Origin of the sequence: Micromonospora kangleipakensis, assembly GCF_004217615.1 — a bacterium.
Taxonomy (GTDB): Bacteria; Actinomycetota; Actinomycetes; order Mycobacteriales; family Micromonosporaceae; genus Micromonospora; species Micromonospora kangleipakensis.
Genome location: NZ_SHLD01000001.1, coordinates 6,867,498 through 6,887,554, shown reverse-complemented (window position 1 = coordinate 6,887,554; position 20,057 = coordinate 6,867,498). Strand labels below are relative to the sequence as shown.

Below are 20,057 nucleotides of genomic sequence, written 5' to 3'. Positions count from 1 at the left end.
CCACCGGGCGGGCGGGTGGGATCAGGAGGCGCGGAGGCGGGACTTGGCCCGGAGCATCTCCCGGTCGGCCAACTCGAAGGCCGTGCCGAGGGCCTCCCGCAGGCTCGCGCCGGAGCCGCTCACCTCGGCGAAGCCGATGCTCACCCCGACCGGAGTGCCGGGCACCAGGGACTCCCAGTCCTCGGTGCGGACCGCCGCGTCGATCCGGCGGGCCACCTCGGCGGCGTCCGACATCCCGGCTCCGGCCAGCACCACCACGAACTCGTCGCCGCCGTAGCGGGCGACGAAGTCACCGCGCCGCATCACCCGGTTGATCACCCCGGCGATCCGCTGGAGGACGAGGTCACCCGAGTGGTGGCCGTGCCGGGTGTTGACCGCCTTGAAGCCGTCCAGGTCGCAGACGCCGATCACCACCCGCTCGCCCCGGTCCACCACCGCCCCGATGTACCGCTCGAGGCGGCGCCGGTTGGGCAGCCCGGTGAGCGGGTCGGTGAGCGCCTCGCCCTCGTACCGGGCCGCCTCCCGGCGCATCTCCTCGTGGTCGATCCGGGCGGCGATCCCGTCGATGTAGACGTCGCGCAGCCGGTCGTTGCGCTGCGCCGCCAGCCGGAACGCGTGCCGGTCGGCGCAGTGCGCGGCGGCGTGGTCGCCGGCCCGGGCCAGGGCGATGCTGCGCAGCCGGGCCGGTTCGGCCGCGCCGAGCGTCTCGGCTGAGACCTGGGCGGCCTCCAGCCGGGTCACCGCCTCGATCGGCCGTCCGTCGGCGACGGCGAGGCAGACCTGGCCGAGCTGACGCATGTCCCGCGCCCGGGCGCTGTCGCCGCCGTGCCCGAGCAGCCGGGCGGGGTCGGCGTCCGTGTCGGACTCCAGCCGATCGCCCAGCACCGCCCGGCGGGCCGCCGCGTAGCCGTACGCGGCCAGGCTGCTCGGCCGCAGCTTGCCGGCCCGCCCGGCGCGCAGGAACCGGTTGAGGTCCCCGGCGACGTCCCGGAGCACCCGCAGGCAGCCGTCGCTGTCCCCGTTGTGGTCCAGCGCGACCGCGTTGCGCAGCCGGATGCCGGGGGCGGCGAAGGTCTCCTCCGGGATGCCGGCGGCCAGCCCGACCTGGCGGGCCCGCTCGATCGCCCCGAGGGCGTGGCCGTGGAAGCTGAGGTAGGAGTAGGCCATCGCCAGGTCGTGCCAGCCCCAGGCGGTGTCCCGGTCCGGGTCGTCGACGGTGCCTAGCCAGCGGGAGGCCTTGACCAGGTGGGTGACGCAGCGGTCCAGCGCCCCCTGGTGGTGCGCGGCCAGCGCGGCCAGCGCGTTGAGGTGCCCGCGCAGGTAGGGCTCGGGCAGGTCGCGGGTGGCGCTGGACGCCTCCTCGATGGCCCGGGTGAACTCCGCCGTCCGACCGAGATTGATCAGCGCGGAGAGGCGCTGCACCAGGGCGTCGGCGCGGGCGTTCGGGTCGCTGGTCGTGCGGATGATCCGGTCGAGGAGGGCGCAGGCCTCCGCCGAGCGGCTCGCCTCCTGCAACGCCCGGGCGTGCCTGAGGGCGTCAACCTGGTCGTCGACCCGGTCGAGCCAGCCCACCCGCAACCTCCCTGTCGGTGTGCGTCCGGACGCACCCGCTCGTGATGCGACCCACGACGCTTCATGATTATGTCGTGACCTCCCTCCCGCAACACCCGTCCGAAGGGACAGAACGCGAGCGGCCCTCATTGGCGATCGCCCGGGCGGCCCGCGCGCTGGCCGAGGCGGGGGTCGAGGCGCCCCGGGCGGAGGCCGAGCTGCTGGCCGCGTACGTGCTGGGCGTGCCCCGGCGCCGGCTGGCCCTGACCGACGGGTTCACCACCGACGACCTCGCCCGCCTCGACACGCTGGTCGGCCGGCGGGTCGCCCGGGAGCCGTTACAGCACCTCACCGGCGTCGCCGGCTTCCGGCACCTGGAGCTGGCGGTCGGCCCGGGCGTCTTCGTGCCCCGGCCGGAGACCGAGCTGCTCGCCGGCTGGGGCGTCGAGCAGGGGCGCCCGCGCAGCACCCCGCTGGTGGTCGACCTGTGCAGCGGCTCCGGCGCGATCGCCCTCTCCGTCGCCCAGGAGCTGCCGGACGCCCGGGTGGTGGCGGTGGAGCGGTCCCCGGCGGCGCTGGCGTGGCTGCGGCGCAACGCCGCCGACCGGGCCGCCGCGGGGGACAGCCCGATCGAGGTGGTGGCCGCCGACGTCACCGACCCGGAGCTGCTGGCCGAGCTGGTCGGCCGGGTCGACGTGCTGCTCTGCAACCCGCCGTACGTGCCCCGTTCGGTGACGGTGCCGCCGGAGGTGGCCGGGCACGACCCGGACGAGGCGGTCTTCGGCGGGGCGGACGGGCTGGCGGTGATCCGGCCGGTGATCGGCCGCGCGGCCGAGCTGCTGCGCCCCGGCGGGGTGCTCGGCATCGAGCACGACGACACGCACGGCGCGGCGGTGCCCGAACTGCTCGCCGCGGACGGCCGGTTCGCCGCCGTGGCGGAGCACCGGGACCTCGTCGGCCGGCCCCGGTTCGCCACCGCGTCCCGGCGGGCGGACGGCCAGCAGGCCGTCGGGGACCCGGCGTGGCAGACTGACTCCTCGTGATGCTCTACGACTGTCGGTCACCCGCCGACCGGGACCGCGGCATCGCCGCTGCCATCGAGGCGGTCAAGAACGGCGAACTGGTCGTCCTGCCGACCGACACCGTCTACGGGATCGGCGCCGACGCCTTCACCCCGTACGCGGTGAAGGCGCTCGCGGACGCCAAGGGCGGCGCGCGGCAGGCGCCGCCGGTGCTGATCGGGTCGCGGCACACCCTCGACGGCCTGGTCTTCTCGCTGCCCCGCTCGGCGCGTGAGCTGGTCGAGGCGTTCTGGCCGGGCGCGCTGACCATCGTGGTGGAGCACTCGCCGAGCCTGGCCTGGGATCTGGGCGACTCCAGCGGCACGGTGGCGGTGCGGATGCCGCTGCACCCGGTGGCGCTGGAGGTGCTGCGGGAGACCGGCCCGATGGCGGTGGCGTCGGCCAACAAGGTGGGCCAGCCGGCCGCGGTCACCGCCGAGGAGGCGCGGGACCAGCTCGGCTACTCGGTGCGCGCCTACCTGGAGGCCGGGCCCGCCCCGGACCCGGTGCCGAGCACCATCGTCGACCTGACCGGCGAGGTGCCCCGGGTGCTGCGCCAGGGCGCCGTACCGCTGGAGAAGCTGCGCGACGTGGTGCCGGACATCCTCGACGAGCGGGGGGTCTGAGTGCCGCCGTTCACCGTCCTGCACGTCTGCATGGGCAACATCTGCCGTTCCCCGATGGCCGAACGGCTGCTGCTGCTCGCCGTGCGGGAGCGGCTGGGCCGGCTCGGGGTCGACCCGACCCGCTCGGACGAGCTGCTGCACAGCCACAGCGCGGGCACCGGCGGCTGGCACGCGGGCGAGGAGATGAATCCGCCGGCGGCCCGGCAGGTGGTGTCGCGCGGCGGTGACGTGGACGGGTTCGCCGCCCGCAAGCTCCGGTCGGACCTCATCGACGCCGCCGACCTGGTCCTCACCGCCACCGCCGACCAGCACGAGTACGTGGTGGCGCTGCGGCCGGACGCGGCGGCGCGCACCTTCGTGCTGGGCGAGTTCGGCCGACTGCTGGCCGCCGTGGACGCCGCCGGGCTGCCCCCGGTGGAGGCCACCCCGGACGGCGTGTACGCCCGCGGGGTGGCCCTGGTGGCCGCCGCCGACGCGGCCCGGCAGGGGGCCTCACCGCTGCCCGCCGACGACCTCGACGACCCGTGGGGTCGCGGCGACCAGTGTTTCGGCCGGGTCGCCGACGAGATCGAGGAGACGGTCCACCCGCTGGCCGGCGCGCTGCTGCCCTGAGCCCTCCGAGCCCCGGCGTTGGGGTTTCTGTCCACCTTCCTCCTTCTCCGCGAAATTCCTGCGCGTTTCGGCGAAGATGATGGTGTAAGCGCCGTTTCCGGTCATCCTGAACGGGTCCGAACATGGCCGGCTCCTGCGGGGAGAGCTGATGAACCGGGCCCATCTCAACAAGTTGTTCACCGTCCTGCTCGCCGGTGTGCTCACCGGGCTGGCCCTGGCGGCGGCCGCGCTGCCGGTCGCGTTGGTGTTCGGGCTCGGCTTCAAGGGGCTCATGCCCTACTCGGAACTGCCCGAGTCGCTGCGGACGCCGCAGCCCGCGCAGCGGTCCAACCTGTACGCCAACGACGGCCGCACCCTGATCACCTCCTTCTACGTGGAGGACCGGGTGGACGTGCCGGTGGGCGAGGTGGCCCTGGTGATGCGGCAGGCCATCGTGGCCGCCGAGGACGTCCGGTTCTACCAGCACCACGGGGTCGACGTCCGCGGCGTGGTCCGGGCCTTCACCGTCAACCGGCGCGACGGGACGACCCGGCAGGGCGGGTCCACGCTGACCATGCAGTACGTCCGCAACGCGCTGGCCGGCGACCCTCGCTTGACCGAGGAGCAGCGGTCCCGGGCCACCGAGATCACCGCCGGTCGGAAGATCCGGGAGATGCGCTACGCGCTGGCCCTGGAGCGGGAGCTGAACAAGGACCAGATCCTCACCCGGTACCTGAACATCGCCTACTTCGGGGCCGGCGCGTACGGCATCGCGGCGGCCAGCAAGCGCTACTTCTCCACCGACCCGGCGCACCTGACCCTGGCTCAGGCGGCCTTGCTCGCCGGGCTGGTCCGCTCGCCGGACACCGACGACCCGATCAACGGGGACGCCGACGCGGCGCTGGGCCGCCGGGCGTACGTGCTGGACCGGATGGTGGAGACCGGCCAGGTCGCCGCCGCCGACGCCGCCCGGGCCAAGGGCGAGCAGCTCGACCTGCGACCGAGCGCGACGCCGAACGACTGCGCCGCCGTACCGGCGGAGCACAACGACTGGGGCTTCTTCTGCGACTGGTTCACCCAGTGGTGGAATGCCCAGCCGGCCTTCGGCGGCTCCGCCGACGAGCGGCAGCGGACGCTGCGCCGCGGCGGCTTCCGGATCGTCTCCTCGCTCGACCCGGACGTGCAGCGCAAGACCACCGAGCAGGTGCTCCAGGTCTACGCCGTCGACAACAAGCGGGCCGCGCCGACCGCGGTGGTCCAACCGGGCAGCGGCCGGGTGCTGGCGATGGCGGTGAACCGGAACTTCAGCGTGGCGGCCAACCCGACCGGCCAGCGCAACTACCCGAACACCGTCAACCAGCTCGTCGCCGGCGGCGGTGGCATCGTCGGCTACCAGGCCGGCTCGACCTTCAAGCTCTTCGCCCTGCTCGCCGCCCTGGAGTCGGGGCTGCCGCTAACCACCACCTTCGACGCGCCGGGCCGGATCGTCACCCACTACAAGGTCGGGGGTGGTTCGGCCAGCTGTGGCGGTTACTGGTGCCCGAGCAACGCCAACCGGACGTGGATGGACGGCGACCACACCATGTGGAGCGCCTTCGGCCGCTCGGTGAACACCTACTTCGCCTGGCTGACCGAGAAGGTCGGCGCGGACCGGGTGGTGGAGATGGCCGAGCGGCTCGGCATCGTGCTGCGCGCCAAGGAGGACGCCGCGCTGGCCCGCTACGGCGCGAAGGAGTGGGGACCGTTCACCCTCGGCGTCGCCGCCACCACCCCGCTCGACCTGGCCAACGCGTACGCCACGGTGGCGGCCGAGGGGGCCTGGTGCGCGCCGACGCCGGTCACCTCGATCAGCGACAGCGCCGGCCGGAAGGTGGCGGCCGGCGATCCGGACTGCCGGCAGGTGCTCGACACCGAGGTGGCCCGGGCGGCGGCGGACGCGGCCCGCTGCCCGGTCGGCGACCAGTCGATGTACCGGCGCTGCGACGGCGGCACCGCCGAGGAGCTCCAGCCCGGGCTGCGCCGGCCGCTGGCCGGCAAGACCGGCAGCTCGGACCGGAACGCGACGGAGACGGTGGTCGCCTTCACCCCGCAGCTCGCGATCGCCACCATCGCGGCGAACCCGGACGATCCCCGGGACGCGGTCGGCGGCGGCGTGCAGGCCCGGCAGATCGCCGCCGTGAGCCGGACCCTCGCGTACGCCCTCCGCAACCAGCCCGTCCTCGACTTCGTACCCCCCAGCAAAACAACCGCCTACCGCATCACCGCCCCCCGCACCGGCAACTGACCCCCCTGCCCCCCTCCCCGCGCCGATCTTGCACTTGGTGCCCGGGCAAATGAGGCAGAAGGCGCGAATCACGGGCCCCAACTGCAAGATCGCGGGAGGGGGTGGGGAGGGGAGGGGGCAGGGGGGCCAGGTGGGGGGTGTTCGGCGCCGCGGGCGATGTTGCGGGCCATGCCGCCGAAGACGATCGCGTGGAACGGGGCGACGGAGCCCCAGTAGAGGTGACCGGGGAGGCCGCGGGGGAGGAAGACGGCGCGCTGCACGTACCGGCTGCGGCCCTCGTCGGCCGGCTCGGCGCGCATCTCCAGCCAGGCCCGGCCGGGCAGCCGCATCTCGGCGCGCAGCCGGAGCAGCTCGCCGGGGACGATCTCCTCGACCCGCCAGAAGTCCAGCGCCTCGCCGACCTGGAGGCGGTGCGGGTCGCGCCGGCCCCGGCGCAGCCCCACCCCGCCGATCAGCCGGTCCAGCCAGCCCCGCACGGACCAGGCGAGCGGGAACGAGTACCAGCCGTGCTCGCCGCCGACCCCCTCGATGACCCGCCAGAGGTCGGCCGTCGGGGCGTCCACCGCCCGCTCCCGCACGTCGGTGTACGCGGTGCCGCCGGACCACTCCGGGTCGGAGGGCAGCGGCTCGGCCGGTGCGTCCGGCCCGCTCGCGGTCGACCAGCGGGTCTCCACCGCGGCGTCGCGCACCTTCGCCAGGGCCAGCGCGACCGCCTCGTCGAAGCCGGTCAGTCCGCCGGGTGGGTCCGGGACGTACCGGGCGATGTCGTGCTCCTGGGCGACCGCCTCGTGGACGAGGCTCTCCACCAGCGGCCGGGCGATGGCGTTCGGCACCGGGGTGATCAGGCCGACCCAGTGCGAGGAGAGCGACGGCGTCAGCGGCCGCACCGGCAGGACGACCCGCCGGCGCAGCCCGGCCACCCGCGCGTACCGCTGCATCATCTCCTGGAAGGTCAGCACGTCCGGGCCGCCGATGTCGAAGGCCCGGTTCACCTCGGCCGGCAGCTCCGCGCAGCCGACCAGGTAGCGCAGCACGTCGCGGACCGCGATCGGCTGGATCCGGTTGCGTACCCAGCGCGGGGTGATCATCGCGGGCAGCCGCTCGGTCAGGTAGCGCAGCATCTCGAACGAGGCCGACCCGGACCCGATGATGACCGCGGCCCGGAGCACGGCCGTGGGCACCCCGCTGGCCAGCAGGATCCGCGCGACCTCGGCCCGGGACCGCAGGTGCGGCGACGGGACCTCGCGGTCCGCCGCGGGCTGCGGGCCGCCCAGGTACACGATTCGCCGTACGCCGGCGGCGCGGGCCGCCTCGGCGAAGTGGGTCGCCGCCTCCCGGTCGGCGGCCTCGAAGCCGGCCTGGCCGAGCGAGTGCACCAGGTAGTACGCCACCTCCACGCCCTCGAACGCGGCCGGCAGTGTCTCCGGCTTCCGCAGGTCCCCTTCGGCGATCTCGGTCCGGGACGCCCACGGCACGTCGCGCAGCCGGCCGGCCTTGCGGGCCAGGCAGCGTACGGTGTGCCCCTCCGCCAGCAGCCGGGGCGCGAGGCGTCCGCCGAGGTAACCCGTGGCTCCGGTGACGAGGCACCTCACGACTTCCAGTTTGCGGCCCCATAGACTCCTTCGCTGTGGACAACGCGAGGGACACCTTCTGGGGCCCGGACTTCCAGCAGCTCAGCGCCGTCGACCCGGAGATCGCCGGGGTGGTGCTGGGCGAGCTGGAGCGGCTGCGCGGCGGCCTGCAGCTGATCGCCAGCGAGAACCTGACGTCCCCGGCGGTGCTCGCCGCGCTCGGCTCGACGCTGACCAACAAGTACGCCGAGGGCTATCCGGGCCGGCGCTACTACGGCGGCTGCGCCGAGGTGGACCGGGCCGAGGAGATCGGCATCGCCCGGGCGAAGGAGCTCTTCGGCGCGGAGCACGCCAACCTCCAGCCGCACTCCGGCGCCAGCGCCAACCTGGCCGCGTACGCGGCGCTGGTGCAGCCGGGGGACACGGTGCTGGCGATGGGCCTGCCGCACGGCGGGCACCTCACCCACGGCAGCCGGGTGAACTTCTCCGGCAAGTGGTTCCACACCGTCGGCTACACGGTCCGGCCGGACACCGAGCTGATCGACTACGACGAGGTGCGCGACCTCGCCCGGGCGCACCGCCCGAAGATGATCATCTGCGGGGCCACGGCCTACCCCCGGCTGATCGACTTCGCCCGGTTCCGGGAGATCGCCGACGAGGTCGACGCGTACCTGATGGTGGACGCGGCGCACTTCATCGGGCTGGTCGCCGGGCGGGCCGTCCCGTCGCCGGTGCCGTACGCCGACGTCGTCTGCTTCACCACCCACAAGGTGCTGCGCGGCCCGCGCGGCGGCATGATCCTCTGCCGGGAGTCGCTGGCGCCGCGGATCGACAGGGCGGTCTTCCCGTTCACCCAGGGCGGCCCGCTGATGCACGCCGTCGCGGCCAAGGCGGTCGCCCTGCGCGAGGCCGCCCAGCCGGAGTTCCGGGCGTACGCCTCCCAGGTGGTCAGCAACGCCCAGGCGCTCGCCGCCGGCCTGGCCGGCGAGGGGATGCGCCCGGTCTCCGGCGGCACCGACACCCACCTCGCCCTGATCGACCTGCGCGAGGTCGGGGCGACCGGCGCCGAGGCGGAGGCCCGCTGCGACGCCGCGGCGGTCACGCTGAACAAGAACGCGATCCCGTACGACCCGCAGCCGCCGATGGTCGCCTCGGGCATCCGGGTGGGCACGCCGAGCGTCACCACCCAGGGCATGCGCGAGGGGGAGATGCGGCAGGTGGCGGCGCTGATCGCCCGCGCGGTCCGCACCGACCCGGCCGGTCCGGGGGGCGCCGACGAGCTGACCCGGATCGCCGCCGAGGTGGCCGAGCTGGTCGCCGCCTTCCCGGCGTACCCCCGTGGCTGAGCCCGGGGCGCGCGCGGCGGAGGCGGCCGCGGACCGGGGCTGGCGACTGCGCCACCTGCCGGTGCTGCTGATCGCCTCGGCGGTGCTGGGCGCGCTGGCCGCGGTGGTCGGCGGGGTGACCGGCGGGGCGGACGCGGCGTTGGGCGCGGCGGCCGGGGTGGCCGTGACGGCGGTCAGCTACACCCTCACCACCGTCGTGCTGGCCTGGGCCGACGCCCGCGATCCGCAGCTGGTGCTGCCGTTCGGGCTGGGTCTCTACGCGGCGAAGTTCACCCTGCTCGGCGCGGTGATGATCGGGGTGGCGTCGACCGGCTGGTCGGGCCTGATCCCGCTCTGCCTGGGCATCGCCGCCGGGGTGGCGGTCTGGACCGGCGTGCACATCTGGTGGCTGACCACTGTGTACGCGCGCCGGCCCCGACCCTGATCCGATCGGGGCGCAGACCAGCGCCGTCCCAGCTTTCGGACGGCACGCCGGTGTGTCCGCGATCGGTCATTCTCTCAGTGGCGAGAGGGGAGTAGCGTGCCTCCAGACGACTTCGCCCGCCCGTGTCCCACACAACAAGGTTGTGCGGGGGGTGAGGCACAGCCTCGTCCACTCGACTGATATCGTTCGCCCCGTCATGGCCGGTGACCAGAAACCCCCCAGCACTGGCGGCACAGGCGACGTTCCGTCCGGTGCCGGCCAGGGTTGGACCGCGCTCTCGTACCTCATCGGGGGCATGCTCGTCTGGGGTTTCATCGGCTGGCTGGTCGACCAGTGGCTCGACTCCGGCGGCATCGCCACCGGTATCGGCGTCGTGCTCGGCATGGCCGGGGGGATCATCCTGGTCGTCCGCCGACTCGGCACGCCTACTTAGGAAGGGACGCGGTGTTCGGACAGGCGAACGTCCTGGCAGCGGGCCAGGCGGAATTCCCACCCAAAGTGGAGGACTTCTACCTGCCCAGCATCCTGCCCTGGGGTGCGCATGACTCGTACTGGTTCACCAAGATCACGGCCATGGTCTGGATCGCCGTCGGCGTCCTGATCATTTTCTTCCTGGCCAGCTACCGGAATCCGCAGCTGGTGCCGACGAAGAAGCAGTGGTTCGCCGAGTCGATCTACGGCTTCGTGCGGAACAACATCGCGGTCGACATGATCGGGCACGCGGGGGTGCGGTTCGCGCCGTACTTCACCACGCTGTTCTGCTTCGTCCTGCTGACGAACGCGTTCGCGATCATCCCGTTCTTCCAGATCTCGCCGAACTCGCACATCGCCTTCCCGGCCTTCCTCGCCGTGATCAGCTACGTGCTGTTCAACTACATCGGCATCCGGCACCACGGCTTCGTCAAGTACTTCAAGCACTCGCTGATCCCGCCGGCGCCCTGGTACATCCTGCCGCTGCTGATCCCGATCGAGCTCTTCTCGACCTTCCTGGTCCGGCCGTTCTCGCTGGCCGTCCGTCTTTTCGCGAACATGTTCGCCGGCCACATGCTCCTGCTGGTCTTCACGCTCGGCGGCTTCGCGATGCTCAGCGCCAACACCTGGCTGGCACCGGTCTCGGTGCTGTCCTGGGTGATGACCATCGCGCTCACCTTCCTCGAGTTCCTGGTGATCGTCCTGCAGGCCTACGTCTTCACTGTGCTGACCGCCAGCTACGTGCAGGGCGCGCTCGCCGAGGAACACTGATCCACTTCCGCACCAACCGTTGTCGTCCCGCGTGACCGTCACGCGTGATAACCAGGAGGAACCCACTAATGGACATCTACGCCGCGGTAGAGGGCAGCACCGCCGCCATCGGCTACGGTCTCGCGGCCATCGGCCCGGGCATCGGCGTGGGTCTGGTCTTCTCGGCCTACATCCAGTCGACCGCCCGCCAGCCGGAGTCGTCCCGGATGACCCTGCCGTACGTCTGGATCGGCTTCGCCGTCATCGAGGCCCTCGCGCTGCTGGGCATCGCCTTCGGCTTCATCTGGGCCGGCGCCTGATCCAGCCCCTCTGACCGGGAGGTTTTCCCATGTTCTTCCTCTCCGCTGAGGGTGGTGAGACGAGCCACAACCCGATCATCCCGCTCTGGCAGGAGGTCGTGGTCGGTGGGATCGCCTTCATCGTGCTCTGCTACGTGCTGATGAAGTTCGTGTTCCCGCGCATGGAGCAGACGTTCCAGGCTCGGGTCGACGCGATCGAGGGCGGCATCAAGCGCGCCGAGGCCGCCCAGGCCGAGGCCAACCAGCTGCTCGAGCAGTACCGGGCGCAGCTCGCCGAGGCGCGGACCGACGCCGCCAAGATCCGGGACGACGCCCGGGCCGACGCCGAGGGCATCCGTCAGGACATCCTCGCCAAGGCGCGGGAGGAGTCCGACCGGATCATCGCGGCCGGCAAGGAGCAGCTCAACGCCGAGCGGGCCACCATCGTGCGCGAGCTGCGTACCGAGGTCGGCACCATCGCGGTGGACCTGGCCAGCAAGATCGTCGGCGAGTCGCTCGCCGACGAGGCGCGGCGCAAGGGCACCGTGGACCGGTTCCTGAGCGGTCTCGAGAGCGCGGGGGCCCGCTGATGCAGGCCGCCAGCCGGGAGTCGTACAAGGTCGCGGCCGAGCGCCTCGACGCGTACGCCCGCGGCGCGGAGCCGTCGGCGGTGGCCTCCACCGCCGACGACATCCTCTCCGTCGCCACGCTGCTGCGGCGCGAGCCGCGGCTGCGCCGGGCGCTGTCGGACCCGGCCCGCTCCGGTGCGGACCGCTCCGGCCTGCTCGGCGACATGCTGCGCGGCAAGATCGGTGCGGACGCGCTCGACCTGCTCGCGTCATTGGTCTCCGGTCGCTGGTCGGCGCCGTCGGAGTTGCTCGACGGCACCGAGCGGCTCGGCGTCGAGGCGCTGCTGGCCAGCGCCGACAAGGCCGGTGACCTCGGCGAGGTCGAGGACGAGCTGTTCCGCTTCGGTCAGGTCGTCTCCGGTCAGTCGGCGCTCTCCAACGCACTCTCCGACCCGGTCGCCCCGACCGAACGGCGGGCCACCCTGGCCCGCGACCTGCTCGCCGGCCAGGCCCGCCCGGTCACCGTCCGCCTCGTCGAGGTGGCCCTCGGCGGGTTCGGGGGACGCTCCTTCACCGGTGCGCTCACCCGGCTGGTCGAGCTGGTCGCCGACCGGCGGGACCGTCAGGTCGCGTACGTGACCGTGGCGGCTCCGTTGAGTGACGAGGAGGAGCGACGCCTGGGTGCCCGCCTCGCCGAGATGTACGGTCGAGAGGTTTCCGTCAAGCAGACGGTCGACCCCCAGGTGCTCGGTGGGGTGAGCGTGCGGGTCGGAGCCGACCTGTACGACGGCACCGTCCTGCGCCGCCTCAACGAGACCCGCAACGCGCTCGCGAAGCGCTGACCAGCGTCTCCGCAGCCCTGATTCGACGCCATCGGACCGGTCGGTACTAGGTATCCCGGGCCCCTGATACTTAAGGAAGCAGAGGATGGCCGAGCTGACCATCTCGACGGAGGAGATCCGCGGCGCCCTGGAGCGCTACGTCTCCTCCTACTCGACCGACGTCTCCCGCGAGGAGGTCGGCACCGTCGCCGACACCGGCGACGGCATCGCCCACGTCGAGGGCCTGCCCTCGACCATGACCAACGAGCTCCTGGAGTTCGAGGACGGCACGCTCGGCGTGGCGCTGAACCTCGACGTCCGGGAGATCGGTGTCGTCGTTCTCGGTGACTCCGCCAAGCTGGAGGAGGGGCAGCGCGTCAAGCGCACCGGCCGGGTGCTCTCCGTGCCGGTTGGCGACGCCTTCCTCGGCCGCGTGGTGGACGCGCTCGGCCAGCCGATTGACGGGCTCGGCGACATCGCCAACGAGGGCTTCCGCGAGCTGGAGCTCCAGGCCCCGAACGTGATGTCCCGGCAGTCGGTCAGCGAGCCGCTGCAGACCGGTATCAAGGCGATCGACGCGATGACCCCGATCGGCCGTGGCCAGCGTCAGCTGATCATCGGTGACCGGAAGACCGGTAAGACCACGGTCGCCCTGGACACCATCCTCAACCAGCGCGACAACTGGCGCTCCGGCGACCCGAAGCAGCAGGTCCGCTGCATCTACGTCGCCATCGGCCAGAAGGCCTCCACGATCGCCTCGATCAAGGGCATCCTGGAGGAGGCGGGCGCGATGGAGTACACCACCATCGTCGCCTCCCCGGCGTCGGACCCGGCCGGCTTCAAGTACCTCGCCCCCTACACCGGCTCGTCCATCGGGCAGCATTGGATGTACGGCGGCAAGCACGTCCTGATCGTCTTCGACGACCTGAGCAAGCAGGCCGAGGCGTACCGCGCCGTGTCGCTGCTGCTGCGCCGCCCCCCGGGCCGTGAGGCGTACCCGGGTGACGTCTTCTACCTGCACTCCCGGCTGCTGGAGCGCTGCGCGAAGCTCTCCGACGAGCTGGGCGGCGGTTCGATGACCGGTCTGCCGCTCATCGAGACGAAGGCCAACGACATCTCGGCCTTCATCCCGACCAACGTCATCTCGATCACCGACGGTCAGATCTTCCTCGAGACCGACCTGTTCAACCAGGGCGTCCGGCCGGCCATCAACGTCGGTACCTCGGTCTCCCGGGTCGGTGGCGCCGCACAGGTCAAGCCGATGCGGAAGGTCGCCGGTTCGCTGCGGCTCAACCTGGCCCAGTACCGCGAGCTGGAGGCGTTCGCCGCCTTCGCCTCCGACCTGGACAGGGCCTCCCGCGCCCAGCTGGAGCGCGGTTCCCGCCTGGTCGAGCTGCTCAAGCAGCCGAACTACTCGCCGATGCCGGTGCAGGACCAGGTCGTCTCGGTCTGGGCCGGCACCGAGGGCAAGCTGGACGACATCCCGGTGGGTGAGGTCAAGCGCTTCGAGTCGGAGTTCCAGCAGTACCTGCGACACAAGCACGAGGGCACCCTCGCGGCGATCGCCGACAACAAGTGGGACGACGAGATCATCGGCACCCTGGACCGGGCCATCACCGAGTTCAAGCAGATGTTCCTGGGCAAGGAGGACGAGCAGCGGATCAACGAGGCGCCGGCCAAGCCGCTCGAGGGCGAGGAGAACCGCGAGTCGGTGACCCGCTTCCGCGACGGCCAGACCGACCGCCCGGTAGAGAGCTGATCCATGGCGGCCCAGGTACGCGTTCTTCGCCAACGGATCCGCTCGGCGAAGGGGATGAAGAAGATCACCAAGGCGATGGAGCTCGTGGCGACGAGCCGGATCGCCAAGTCCCAGGCCCGGGTGCAGGCGTCCCTGCCGTACGCCCAGGCCATCACCGGCGTGCTCACGGCGCTGGCGTCCAACGCCCGGATCGACCACCCGCTGCTCACCCCGCGTGAGCGGGTGCGGCGGGCGGGCGTCCTGCTGGTCACCAGCGACCGTGGCCTGGCCGGCGGTTACAGCTCCAACGCGATCAGGATGGCGGAGTCGCTGATCGCCCGGCTGAAGGCCGACGGCAAGGATCCGGTCCTCTACGTCATCGGGCGTAAGGGCGTCACGTTCTACCGGTTCCGCAACCGGCCGATCGAGGCGAACTGGACCGGCTTCTCGGAGCAGCCCTCGTTCGCCGACGCCCGCGAGGTGGGCGAGACGCTGATCAAGGCGTTCTCGGCCGGTGCGGACGACGCCGACGGCGGCGCCGGGGTGGACGGGGTGCTCGGCATCGACGAGTTGCACATCGTCTACACGGAGTTCCACTCGCTGATGACCCAGAACCCGGTCGCGAAGGTCATCGGGCCGATGCAGGTCGAGGACCGGCCGAGGTCCGAGGGTCTGCTGCCGGCGTACGAGTTCGAGCCGGAGGCGGAGGCGCTGCTCGACGCGCTGCTGCCGAAGTACATCAACACGCGGATCTACGCGGCGTTGATCGAGTCGGCGGCGAGTGAGTCGGCGGCGCGGCGGCGGGCGATGAAGAGCGCCACCGACAACGCCGAAGAGATGATCGAGAAGTACACGCGTGAGATGAACTCGGCCCGCCAGGCCGGGATCACCCAGGAGATCAGCGAGATCGTCGGCGGCGCGAACGCGCTGGCCGCGTCGGGAAGTGAAGTGTGATGACTGCACCAGTGGAGACCAAGACGGCCACGGGTCGCGTGGTCCGGGTCATCGGCCCGGTCGTCGACGCCGAGTTCCCGCGCGACGCGATGCCGGCCCTGTTCAACGCCCTGCAAGTGAGGGTGGAGCTCTCCGGCGGCGCGAAGACGCTGACCCTGGAGGTCGCCCAGCACCTGGGTGACAACATGGTCCGCGCCATCTCAATGCAGCCGACCGACGGCCTGGTCCGCGGCACCGAGGTGAGCGACACCGGCTCGCCGATCAGCGTTCCGGTCGGCGACGCGGTCAAGGGCCACGTCTTCAACGCCATCGGCGAGTGCCTCAACCTGACCGAGGGCGAGGTGCTCCAGCCGGACGACCGGTGGGGCATCCACCGCAAGGCTCCGGCCTTCGCGGACCTGGAGCCGAAGACCGAGATGCTGGAGACCGGCATCAAGGTCATCGACCTGCTCGCCCCGTACGTCAAGGGCGGCAAGATCGGACTGTTCGGCGGTGCCGGCGTGGGCAAGACGGTGCTCATCCAGGAGATGATCACCCGGGTCGCGAACAACTTCGGTGGTACGTCGGTCTTCGCCGGCGTGGGTGAGCGGACCCGTGAGGGCAACGACCTCATCGCCGAGATGACCGAGTCCGGCGTCATCGACAAGACCGCGCTGGTCTTTGGCCAGATGGACGAGCCGCCGGGCACCCGGCTGCGGGTCGCGCTCTCCGCGCTGACCATGGCCGAGTACTTCCGCGACGTGAAGAAGCAGGAGGTGCTGCTCTTCATCGACAACATCTTCCGCTTCACCCAGGCCGGTTCCGAGGTCTCCACGCTGCTCGGCCGTATGCCGAGCGCCGTGGGTTACCAGCCGACCCTGGCCGACGAGATGGGCGAGCTCCAGGAGCGGATCACCTCCGTCCGGGGCCAGGCCATCACCTCGATGCAGGCGATCTACGTGCCCGCCGACGACTACACCGACCCGGCGCCGGCCACCACCTTCGCCCACCTCGACGCCACCACCAACCTGGAGCGGTCGATCTCCGACAAGGGCATCTACCCGGCCGTGGACCCGCTGGCGTCCTCGTCCCGGATCCTCGCCCCGGAGTTCGTCGGTGCCGACCACTTCCAGGTCGCCACCGAGGTGAAGCGGATCCTGCAGCGCTACAAGGACCTGCAGGACATCATCGCCATCCTCGGTATCGAGGAGCTCTCCGAGGAAGACAAGATCACCGTGGCCCGGGCCCGGCGGATCGAGCGCTTCCTGTCGCAGAACACCTACGCCGCCGAGCAGTTCACCGGCGTGCCGGGCTCGACGGTCCCGATCTCCGAGACCATCGAGGCGTTCCGCAAGATCAGCGAGGGCGAGTACGACCACTTCCCCGAGCAGGCGTTCTTCATGTGCGGCGGTCTCGAGGACCTCGAGGCCAAGGCCAAGGAGCTGATGGAGGGTTAGACCTAGGTCACACCCAGTGGAGGCCATCCCGGCGTGAGCCGGGGTGGCCTCCCTCCATTTGGGGCCGGTGATAGCAGATGTCCGCTTCCGCGGCAAGCGGCTCGCCGGAACCCGGGGTACCGTTCGTGGCACGACGCTCACGTTCTGGGCGTGGATCTCTGCAACGAATCGGTCGCGTGCGCCCGTCTTCCAGTCGTGGGCGTGACGAATGGAGATGCTCGTGGGTAAGGCCGGCACGGACGGCGGCAAGTGGTCCTTCTGGCGCGGGGTGCCCCGGTGGGCCCGCGTCTGCACCGTCTTCGGCGTGGTCCTCATGCTGCTCAGCGGCGCGGTGCTGGTCGGCTACGAGGCGCTGCTGTCCCGCTACGAGGGCGCGGTCGGCAAGGGCGACCTCTTCGGCGACCAGGCGGCCGGCGCCCAGGAGCGCAAGAGCAACATCAAGGGCCCGCTGAACATCCTGCTGGTCGGCATCGACCCCCGCAACCCGACGACGCCGCCGCTGGCGGACTCGATCATGATCCTGCACGTGCCGGCCGGGATGGACCGCGGCTACCTCTTCTCGCTCCCGCGCGACCTGCGGGTGGAGATCCCGAAGTTCCCCAAGGCGAACTACCCGGGCGGCACCGACAAGCTGAATGCGGCCATGTCGTACGGCAGCCGGGTCCCCGGGCAGAACCCGGACGCCGCGCGCGGCTTCGAGCTGCTCGCCAAGACCGTCCAGCAGGTCACCGGGATCCAGCGCTTCGACGCCGGCGCGATCATCAACTTCACCGGCTTCAAGAAGATCGTCGACGCGATGGGCGGCGTCGACATGTACATCGAGCGGGACGTGCGCTCCGAGCACCGCAAGCCGGACGGCACCATGCGCCAGCTGAGGCCGGGCGGCGGTGGCTATCTCGGCCCGCAGGCCGAGTACAAGAAGGGCAACGCGCACCTCAACGGCTGGCAGGCGCTGGACTACGTGCGCCAGCGCTACCCGAAGAACGGTGTGCCGGACGCCGACTACGGCCGGCAGCGGCACCAGCAGCAGTTCATCAAGGCGATGGTCAACCAGGCGTTCAGCGCCGACGTGGTGACCAACCCCGTCAAGCTGGACAAGGTGATCCGGGCTGCCGGCCGGTCGCTGATCTTCAACGGCCGGGGCAACAGCGTGGTCGACTTCGCGCTGGCGCTCAAGGGCATCCGCTCGGACTCGATCGAGACCATCAAGCTGCCCGGCGGGGGCATCGGCACCGGCTCCGCGTACAAGGGGGAGCGGCTGCTGCCGGCGGCGCAGGACTTCTTCACCGCCATCCGCACCGAGCAGGTGGACGCCTTCATGCTGGAGCACCCCGACTTCAAGCAGAAGAACAGTTAACGTGAGCGCCAGCGGGCCCCGGCGCACGCCGGGCCCGCTGGCGTGGCACCGGGCGCCTCCCCGTGGCGCAGCTCTCGCCACCCGCGTTGGGTCGCCCTCGGGGGCGCGACTAGACTTTCGGCAATCCGCCGCCGCAGCAAGGAGACAGCGTGGCACAGCAGCTTCACGTCGAGCTCGTAGCCGTCGAGGAGAAGGTCTGGTCCGGTGAGGCCGAGATGGTCGTCGCCCGGACGACCGAGGGTGAGCTGGGTGTGCTTCCGGGCCACGCGCCGCTGCTCGGTCAGCTCGCGGAGCCCAGCCAGGTCCGCATCAAGCAGGCCGGCGGCCAGCAGGTCGCGTACGACGTCGCCGGCGGCTTCCTCTCCGTGACCGGTGAGGGCGTCACCGTCCTCGCCGAGAGCGCCACCCCCGCCTCTCCGGCCCGCTGAGCCGACCCGCCGATGGAGATCGTGGAAGGGGTCGGAATCGGCGTCGCGGTCGTGCTCGCCGCGCTTCTGATCCTCTTCATCCGGCGGGCTCTCTTCACCCGCAGCGGGGGCATCATCCGGCTCAGTGTCCGGGTCTCCACGATCCTGGACGGCCGGGGCTGGTCGCCCGGCTTCGGCCGGTTCGCCAACGACGAGCTGCGATGGTACCGGATATTCAGCTTCGCCCTACGCCCAAAGCGGGTGCTCTCCCGCAAAGGGCTGGCCGTGGAGCGCCGCCGGCTGCCGGAGGGGCAGGAACGCCTCTCCATGCCCGCCGACTGGGTGATCCTCCGCTGTACCAGCAACCACGCGCCGGTGGAGATCGCCATGGCACGGTCCACGGTCACCGGCTTCCTCTCCTGGCTCGAGGCCGCCCCACCCGGGGCGGTCTCGCCGCGTCTGGCCTCCCAGGACTGGCCCGCCGCCTGACCCCGATCGGGCCCCCGGGCCTGTTCGCGAGGTCTGACCGGCCCGGCCAGCTTCCGCCCGGCCGGGCGCCCTTCGCGCTCCGGGCCTGGTCGCGGCCCCGCCGGCCCACCCCCGCAAGCTGTTTCCGCGGTACGGCTGAGCCGTTCGCACCCGCTCGCGTCTGCGCACCCCACCCGCGCGTAATCGACTCCATGTCCCCGATGTGGCGGTGTCCCGACAGGCGCGGATACCGCCACATGGAGGTTCTGGTGCCGGGTGTCCGTTCCGGCCCGTCGGGCGACGGGCGGTCTGGGTCGAATGTCCGTTTCCGGGTGTGACCGGCGGCATCCCGACGGCGGAATCGTGGCGGGGGCGGGGTCGTTACATCTGGCGTACGACCGAAGCAGCTGGCCCGCTCGACCGGGCCGATGGTCGGGCCCCGGAATGATGGTGGGCCGGCGGTCGTTACACATGGTCCCGGCGCCGCGAAGAGGCCCCCGCCCCGCGGTCGGACCGGGCAGCTTTCCCCCCTTGAACTTAGTGAGCGCCTGACGGTGCTTGCGCATGTCCCGGCCCCCACCGGGTGTGCGCCAAACCCCCGAATGGAGCTTTCCCATGAACACGATGCTGCGTAAGAGCGTGCTCGGTATTGCTGGTCTGGCGTTCGCCGGTGGTCTGGCCGCCGGTCCGCTGAACCACCACGACGCCACCCCGACCAGCGCGATGACCCCGGCCGCCGTGCAGGCCGACAAGCCCGACATGGGCAAGCTGATCCCGCATGGTGTGCAGGGCGAGCAGTCGAAGATCTCCCTGAACGATGAGCAGACCGGCAACGCGAAGGCGATCATCGCCGCGACGAAGAAGGCGGGTCTGCCGGAGCGGGCCGCGGTGATCTCGATCGCCACGAGCCTGCAGGAGTCGAAGCTGGAGAACCTGGGTCACCTGGGTGACCGCAACGACCATGACTCGCTGGGCCTGTTCCAGCAGCGGCCGTCCTCGGGTTGGGGTACGCCGGAGCAGATCACCGACCCCGAGTACGCGACCCTGGCGTTCGAGAAGGGTCTCAAGCAGGTCGACGGCTGGCAGGACATGCCGCTGACCGAGGCCGCGCAGACGGTGCAGGTGTCGGCCTACCCGGACGCCTACGCCCAGTGGGAGAAGCAGGCCGCCCACATCGTCGCCCAGCACTGGAACAGCTGACCCATAGAGCAACACGCCGCTGGCCGGCACCCCGAGACACGGGGTGCCGGCCAGCGGCATATCCGCGAACGGAACGACCGTGACCGCCGAACGGACCGCGGCCAGAGCCCCCACCGCAACCACGCCACGCGAG

At 71.7% G+C, this 20,057-nt stretch carries 20 protein-coding genes; 18 read left to right on the top strand and 2 right to left on the bottom strand.

Going from position 1 to position 20,057, the window contains the following annotated elements; translation table 11 throughout:
• Positions 1-21 precede the first annotated feature (21 nt).
• The gene (locus tag EV384_RS32785) at positions 22-1,572 is read right to left on the bottom strand and encodes a GGDEF domain-containing protein (RefSeq protein WP_130339531.1); all 1,551 of its coding nucleotides are present in this window, start codon (positions 1,570-1,572) and stop codon (positions 22-24) included.
• A gap of 74 nt (positions 1,573-1,646) precedes the next feature.
• Between EV384_RS32785 and prmC the strand changes: the two genes are divergently transcribed.
• The 4 genes from prmC to EV384_RS32765 all read left to right on the top strand — a co-directional run bounded on the left by prmC (position 1,647) and on the right by EV384_RS32765 (position 6,113).
• On the top strand, positions 1,647-2,594 hold the full coding sequence (gene prmC, locus EV384_RS32780; RefSeq protein ID WP_207232526.1) for a peptide chain release factor N(5)-glutamine methyltransferase: 948 nt from the start codon (positions 1,647-1,649) through the stop codon (positions 2,592-2,594).
• Positions 2,594-3,238, top strand: coding sequence for an L-threonylcarbamoyladenylate synthase (locus tag EV384_RS32775; protein WP_130340947.1), 645 nt, complete (start codon positions 2,594-2,596; stop codon positions 3,236-3,238). The genes prmC and EV384_RS32775 overlap by 1 nt, the downstream gene beginning before the upstream one ends.
• Positions 3,239-3,850 (top strand): arsenate reductase/protein-tyrosine-phosphatase family protein, encoded by a 612-nt coding sequence (locus tag EV384_RS32770; RefSeq protein ID WP_130339529.1) that lies wholly within the window; start codon positions 3,239-3,241, stop codon positions 3,848-3,850.
• A gap of 148 nt (positions 3,851-3,998) precedes the next feature.
• Complete coding sequence (locus EV384_RS32765; RefSeq protein WP_130339528.1) at positions 3,999-6,113, top strand: transglycosylase domain-containing protein; 2,115 nt, start codon at positions 3,999-4,001, stop codon at positions 6,111-6,113.
• Between the two features lie 68 nt (positions 6,114-6,181).
• Here EV384_RS32765 and EV384_RS32760 read toward each other — a convergent pair whose 3' ends face one another.
• On the bottom strand, positions 6,182-7,705 hold the full coding sequence (locus EV384_RS32760) for an SDR family oxidoreductase (RefSeq protein ID WP_242624399.1): 1,524 nt from the start codon (positions 7,703-7,705) through the stop codon (positions 6,182-6,184).
• 35 nt (positions 7,706-7,740) lie between these two features.
• Here EV384_RS32760 and EV384_RS32755 point away from each other — a divergent pair, with 35 nt between their 5' ends.
• The 14 genes from EV384_RS32755 to EV384_RS32685 all read left to right on the top strand — a co-directional run bounded on the left by EV384_RS32755 (position 7,741) and on the right by EV384_RS32685 (position 19,924).
• Positions 7,741-9,030 (top strand): serine hydroxymethyltransferase, encoded by a 1,290-nt coding sequence (locus EV384_RS32755; protein WP_130339527.1) that lies wholly within the window; start codon positions 7,741-7,743, stop codon positions 9,028-9,030.
• Positions 9,023-9,454 carry a hypothetical protein gene (locus EV384_RS32750; RefSeq protein WP_130339526.1) on the top strand — a complete coding sequence of 144 codons (432 nt, stop codon included), beginning with the start codon at positions 9,023-9,025 and terminating at the stop codon, positions 9,452-9,454. Before EV384_RS32755 ends, EV384_RS32750 begins: the two co-directional genes overlap by 8 nt.
• Positions 9,455-9,650: 196 nt before the next feature.
• Positions 9,651-9,887 carry an AtpZ/AtpI family protein gene (locus tag EV384_RS32745; protein WP_109800244.1) on the top strand — a complete coding sequence of 79 codons (237 nt, stop codon included), beginning with the start codon at positions 9,651-9,653 and terminating at the stop codon, positions 9,885-9,887.
• Positions 9,888-9,898: 11 nt separating this feature from the next.
• Complete coding sequence (gene atpB, locus EV384_RS32740; RefSeq protein ID WP_130339525.1) at positions 9,899-10,696, top strand: F0F1 ATP synthase subunit A; 798 nt, start codon at positions 9,899-9,901, stop codon at positions 10,694-10,696.
• 68 nt (positions 10,697-10,764) lie between these two features.
• The gene (locus tag EV384_RS32735) at positions 10,765-10,995 is read left to right on the top strand and encodes an ATP synthase F0 subunit C (protein ID WP_130339524.1); all 231 of its coding nucleotides are present in this window, start codon (positions 10,765-10,767) and stop codon (positions 10,993-10,995) included.
• Between the two features lie 29 nt (positions 10,996-11,024).
• Positions 11,025-11,564: a F0F1 ATP synthase subunit B gene (locus EV384_RS32730; protein WP_130339523.1), complete on the top strand. Its 540-nt coding sequence runs from the start codon at positions 11,025-11,027 to the stop codon at positions 11,562-11,564.
• The gene (locus EV384_RS32725; RefSeq protein WP_130339522.1) at positions 11,564-12,385 is read left to right on the top strand and encodes a F0F1 ATP synthase subunit delta; all 822 of its coding nucleotides are present in this window, start codon (positions 11,564-11,566) and stop codon (positions 12,383-12,385) included. Before EV384_RS32730 ends, EV384_RS32725 begins: the two co-directional genes overlap by 1 nt.
• Positions 12,386-12,470: 85 nt before the next feature.
• Positions 12,471-14,123 (top strand): F0F1 ATP synthase subunit alpha, encoded by a 1,653-nt coding sequence (gene atpA, locus EV384_RS32720; RefSeq protein ID WP_130339521.1) that lies wholly within the window; start codon positions 12,471-12,473, stop codon positions 14,121-14,123.
• A 3-nt stretch (positions 14,124-14,126) separates the two neighbouring features.
• The gene (locus tag EV384_RS32715; protein ID WP_130339520.1) at positions 14,127-15,056 is read left to right on the top strand and encodes a F0F1 ATP synthase subunit gamma; all 930 of its coding nucleotides are present in this window, start codon (positions 14,127-14,129) and stop codon (positions 15,054-15,056) included.
• Positions 15,056-16,492: a F0F1 ATP synthase subunit beta gene (gene atpD / locus EV384_RS32710; RefSeq protein WP_130339519.1), complete on the top strand. Its 1,437-nt coding sequence runs from the start codon at positions 15,056-15,058 to the stop codon at positions 16,490-16,492. The genes EV384_RS32715 and atpD overlap by 1 nt, the downstream gene beginning before the upstream one ends.
• A gap of 214 nt (positions 16,493-16,706) precedes the next feature.
• Positions 16,707-17,849, top strand: coding sequence for an LCP family protein (locus EV384_RS32705; RefSeq protein WP_130339518.1), 1,143 nt, complete (start codon positions 16,707-16,709; stop codon positions 17,847-17,849).
• 149 nt (positions 17,850-17,998) lie between these two features.
• Entirely contained in the window at positions 17,999-18,277 is a 279-nt protein-coding gene (locus EV384_RS32700; protein ID WP_130339517.1) for a F0F1 ATP synthase subunit epsilon, read from the top strand.
• Positions 18,278-18,289: 12 nt separating this feature from the next.
• A complete protein-coding gene (locus EV384_RS32695) occupies positions 18,290-18,745 on the top strand; it encodes a DUF2550 domain-containing protein (RefSeq protein ID WP_130339516.1) in 456 nt (151 codons plus the stop codon).
• Between the two features lie 594 nt (positions 18,746-19,339).
• Positions 19,340-19,924: a hypothetical protein gene (locus EV384_RS32685; protein ID WP_130339514.1), complete on the top strand. Its 585-nt coding sequence runs from the start codon at positions 19,340-19,342 to the stop codon at positions 19,922-19,924.
• The last annotated feature ends 133 nt before the right edge of the window (positions 19,925-20,057 follow it).

What these genes read in the sequence shown, in the direction of transcription:
- EV384_RS32725 (WP_130339522.1), top strand. Translation starts at nt 11,564, where the DNA reads ATGCAGGCCGCCAGCCGGGAGTCGTACAAGGTCGCGGCCGAGCGCCTC.
- EV384_RS32775 (WP_130340947.1), top strand. Translation starts at nt 2,594, where the DNA reads ATGCTCTACGACTGTCGGTCACCCGCCGACCGGGACCGCGGCATCGCC.
- EV384_RS32695 (WP_130339516.1), top strand. Translation starts at nt 18,290, where the DNA reads ATGGAGATCGTGGAAGGGGTCGGAATCGGCGTCGCGGTCGTGCTCGCC.
- EV384_RS32685 (WP_130339514.1), top strand. Translation starts at nt 19,340, where the DNA reads ATGAACACGATGCTGCGTAAGAGCGTGCTCGGTATTGCTGGTCTGGCG.
- EV384_RS32735 (WP_130339524.1), top strand. Translation starts at nt 10,765, where the DNA reads ATGGACATCTACGCCGCGGTAGAGGGCAGCACCGCCGCCATCGGCTAC.
- atpA (WP_130339521.1), top strand. Translation starts at nt 12,471, where the DNA reads ATGGCCGAGCTGACCATCTCGACGGAGGAGATCCGCGGCGCCCTGGAG.
- EV384_RS32715 (WP_130339520.1), top strand. Translation starts at nt 14,127, where the DNA reads ATGGCGGCCCAGGTACGCGTTCTTCGCCAACGGATCCGCTCGGCGAAG.
- EV384_RS32745 (WP_109800244.1), top strand. Translation starts at nt 9,651, where the DNA reads ATGGCCGGTGACCAGAAACCCCCCAGCACTGGCGGCACAGGCGACGTT.
- EV384_RS32765 (WP_130339528.1), top strand. Translation starts at nt 3,999, where the DNA reads ATGAACCGGGCCCATCTCAACAAGTTGTTCACCGTCCTGCTCGCCGGT.
- EV384_RS32730 (WP_130339523.1), top strand. Translation starts at nt 11,025, where the DNA reads ATGTTCTTCCTCTCCGCTGAGGGTGGTGAGACGAGCCACAACCCGATC.
- EV384_RS32705 (WP_130339518.1), top strand. Translation starts at nt 16,707, where the DNA reads ATGCTCGTGGGTAAGGCCGGCACGGACGGCGGCAAGTGGTCCTTCTGG.
- atpD (WP_130339519.1), top strand. Translation starts at nt 15,056, where the DNA reads ATGACTGCACCAGTGGAGACCAAGACGGCCACGGGTCGCGTGGTCCGG.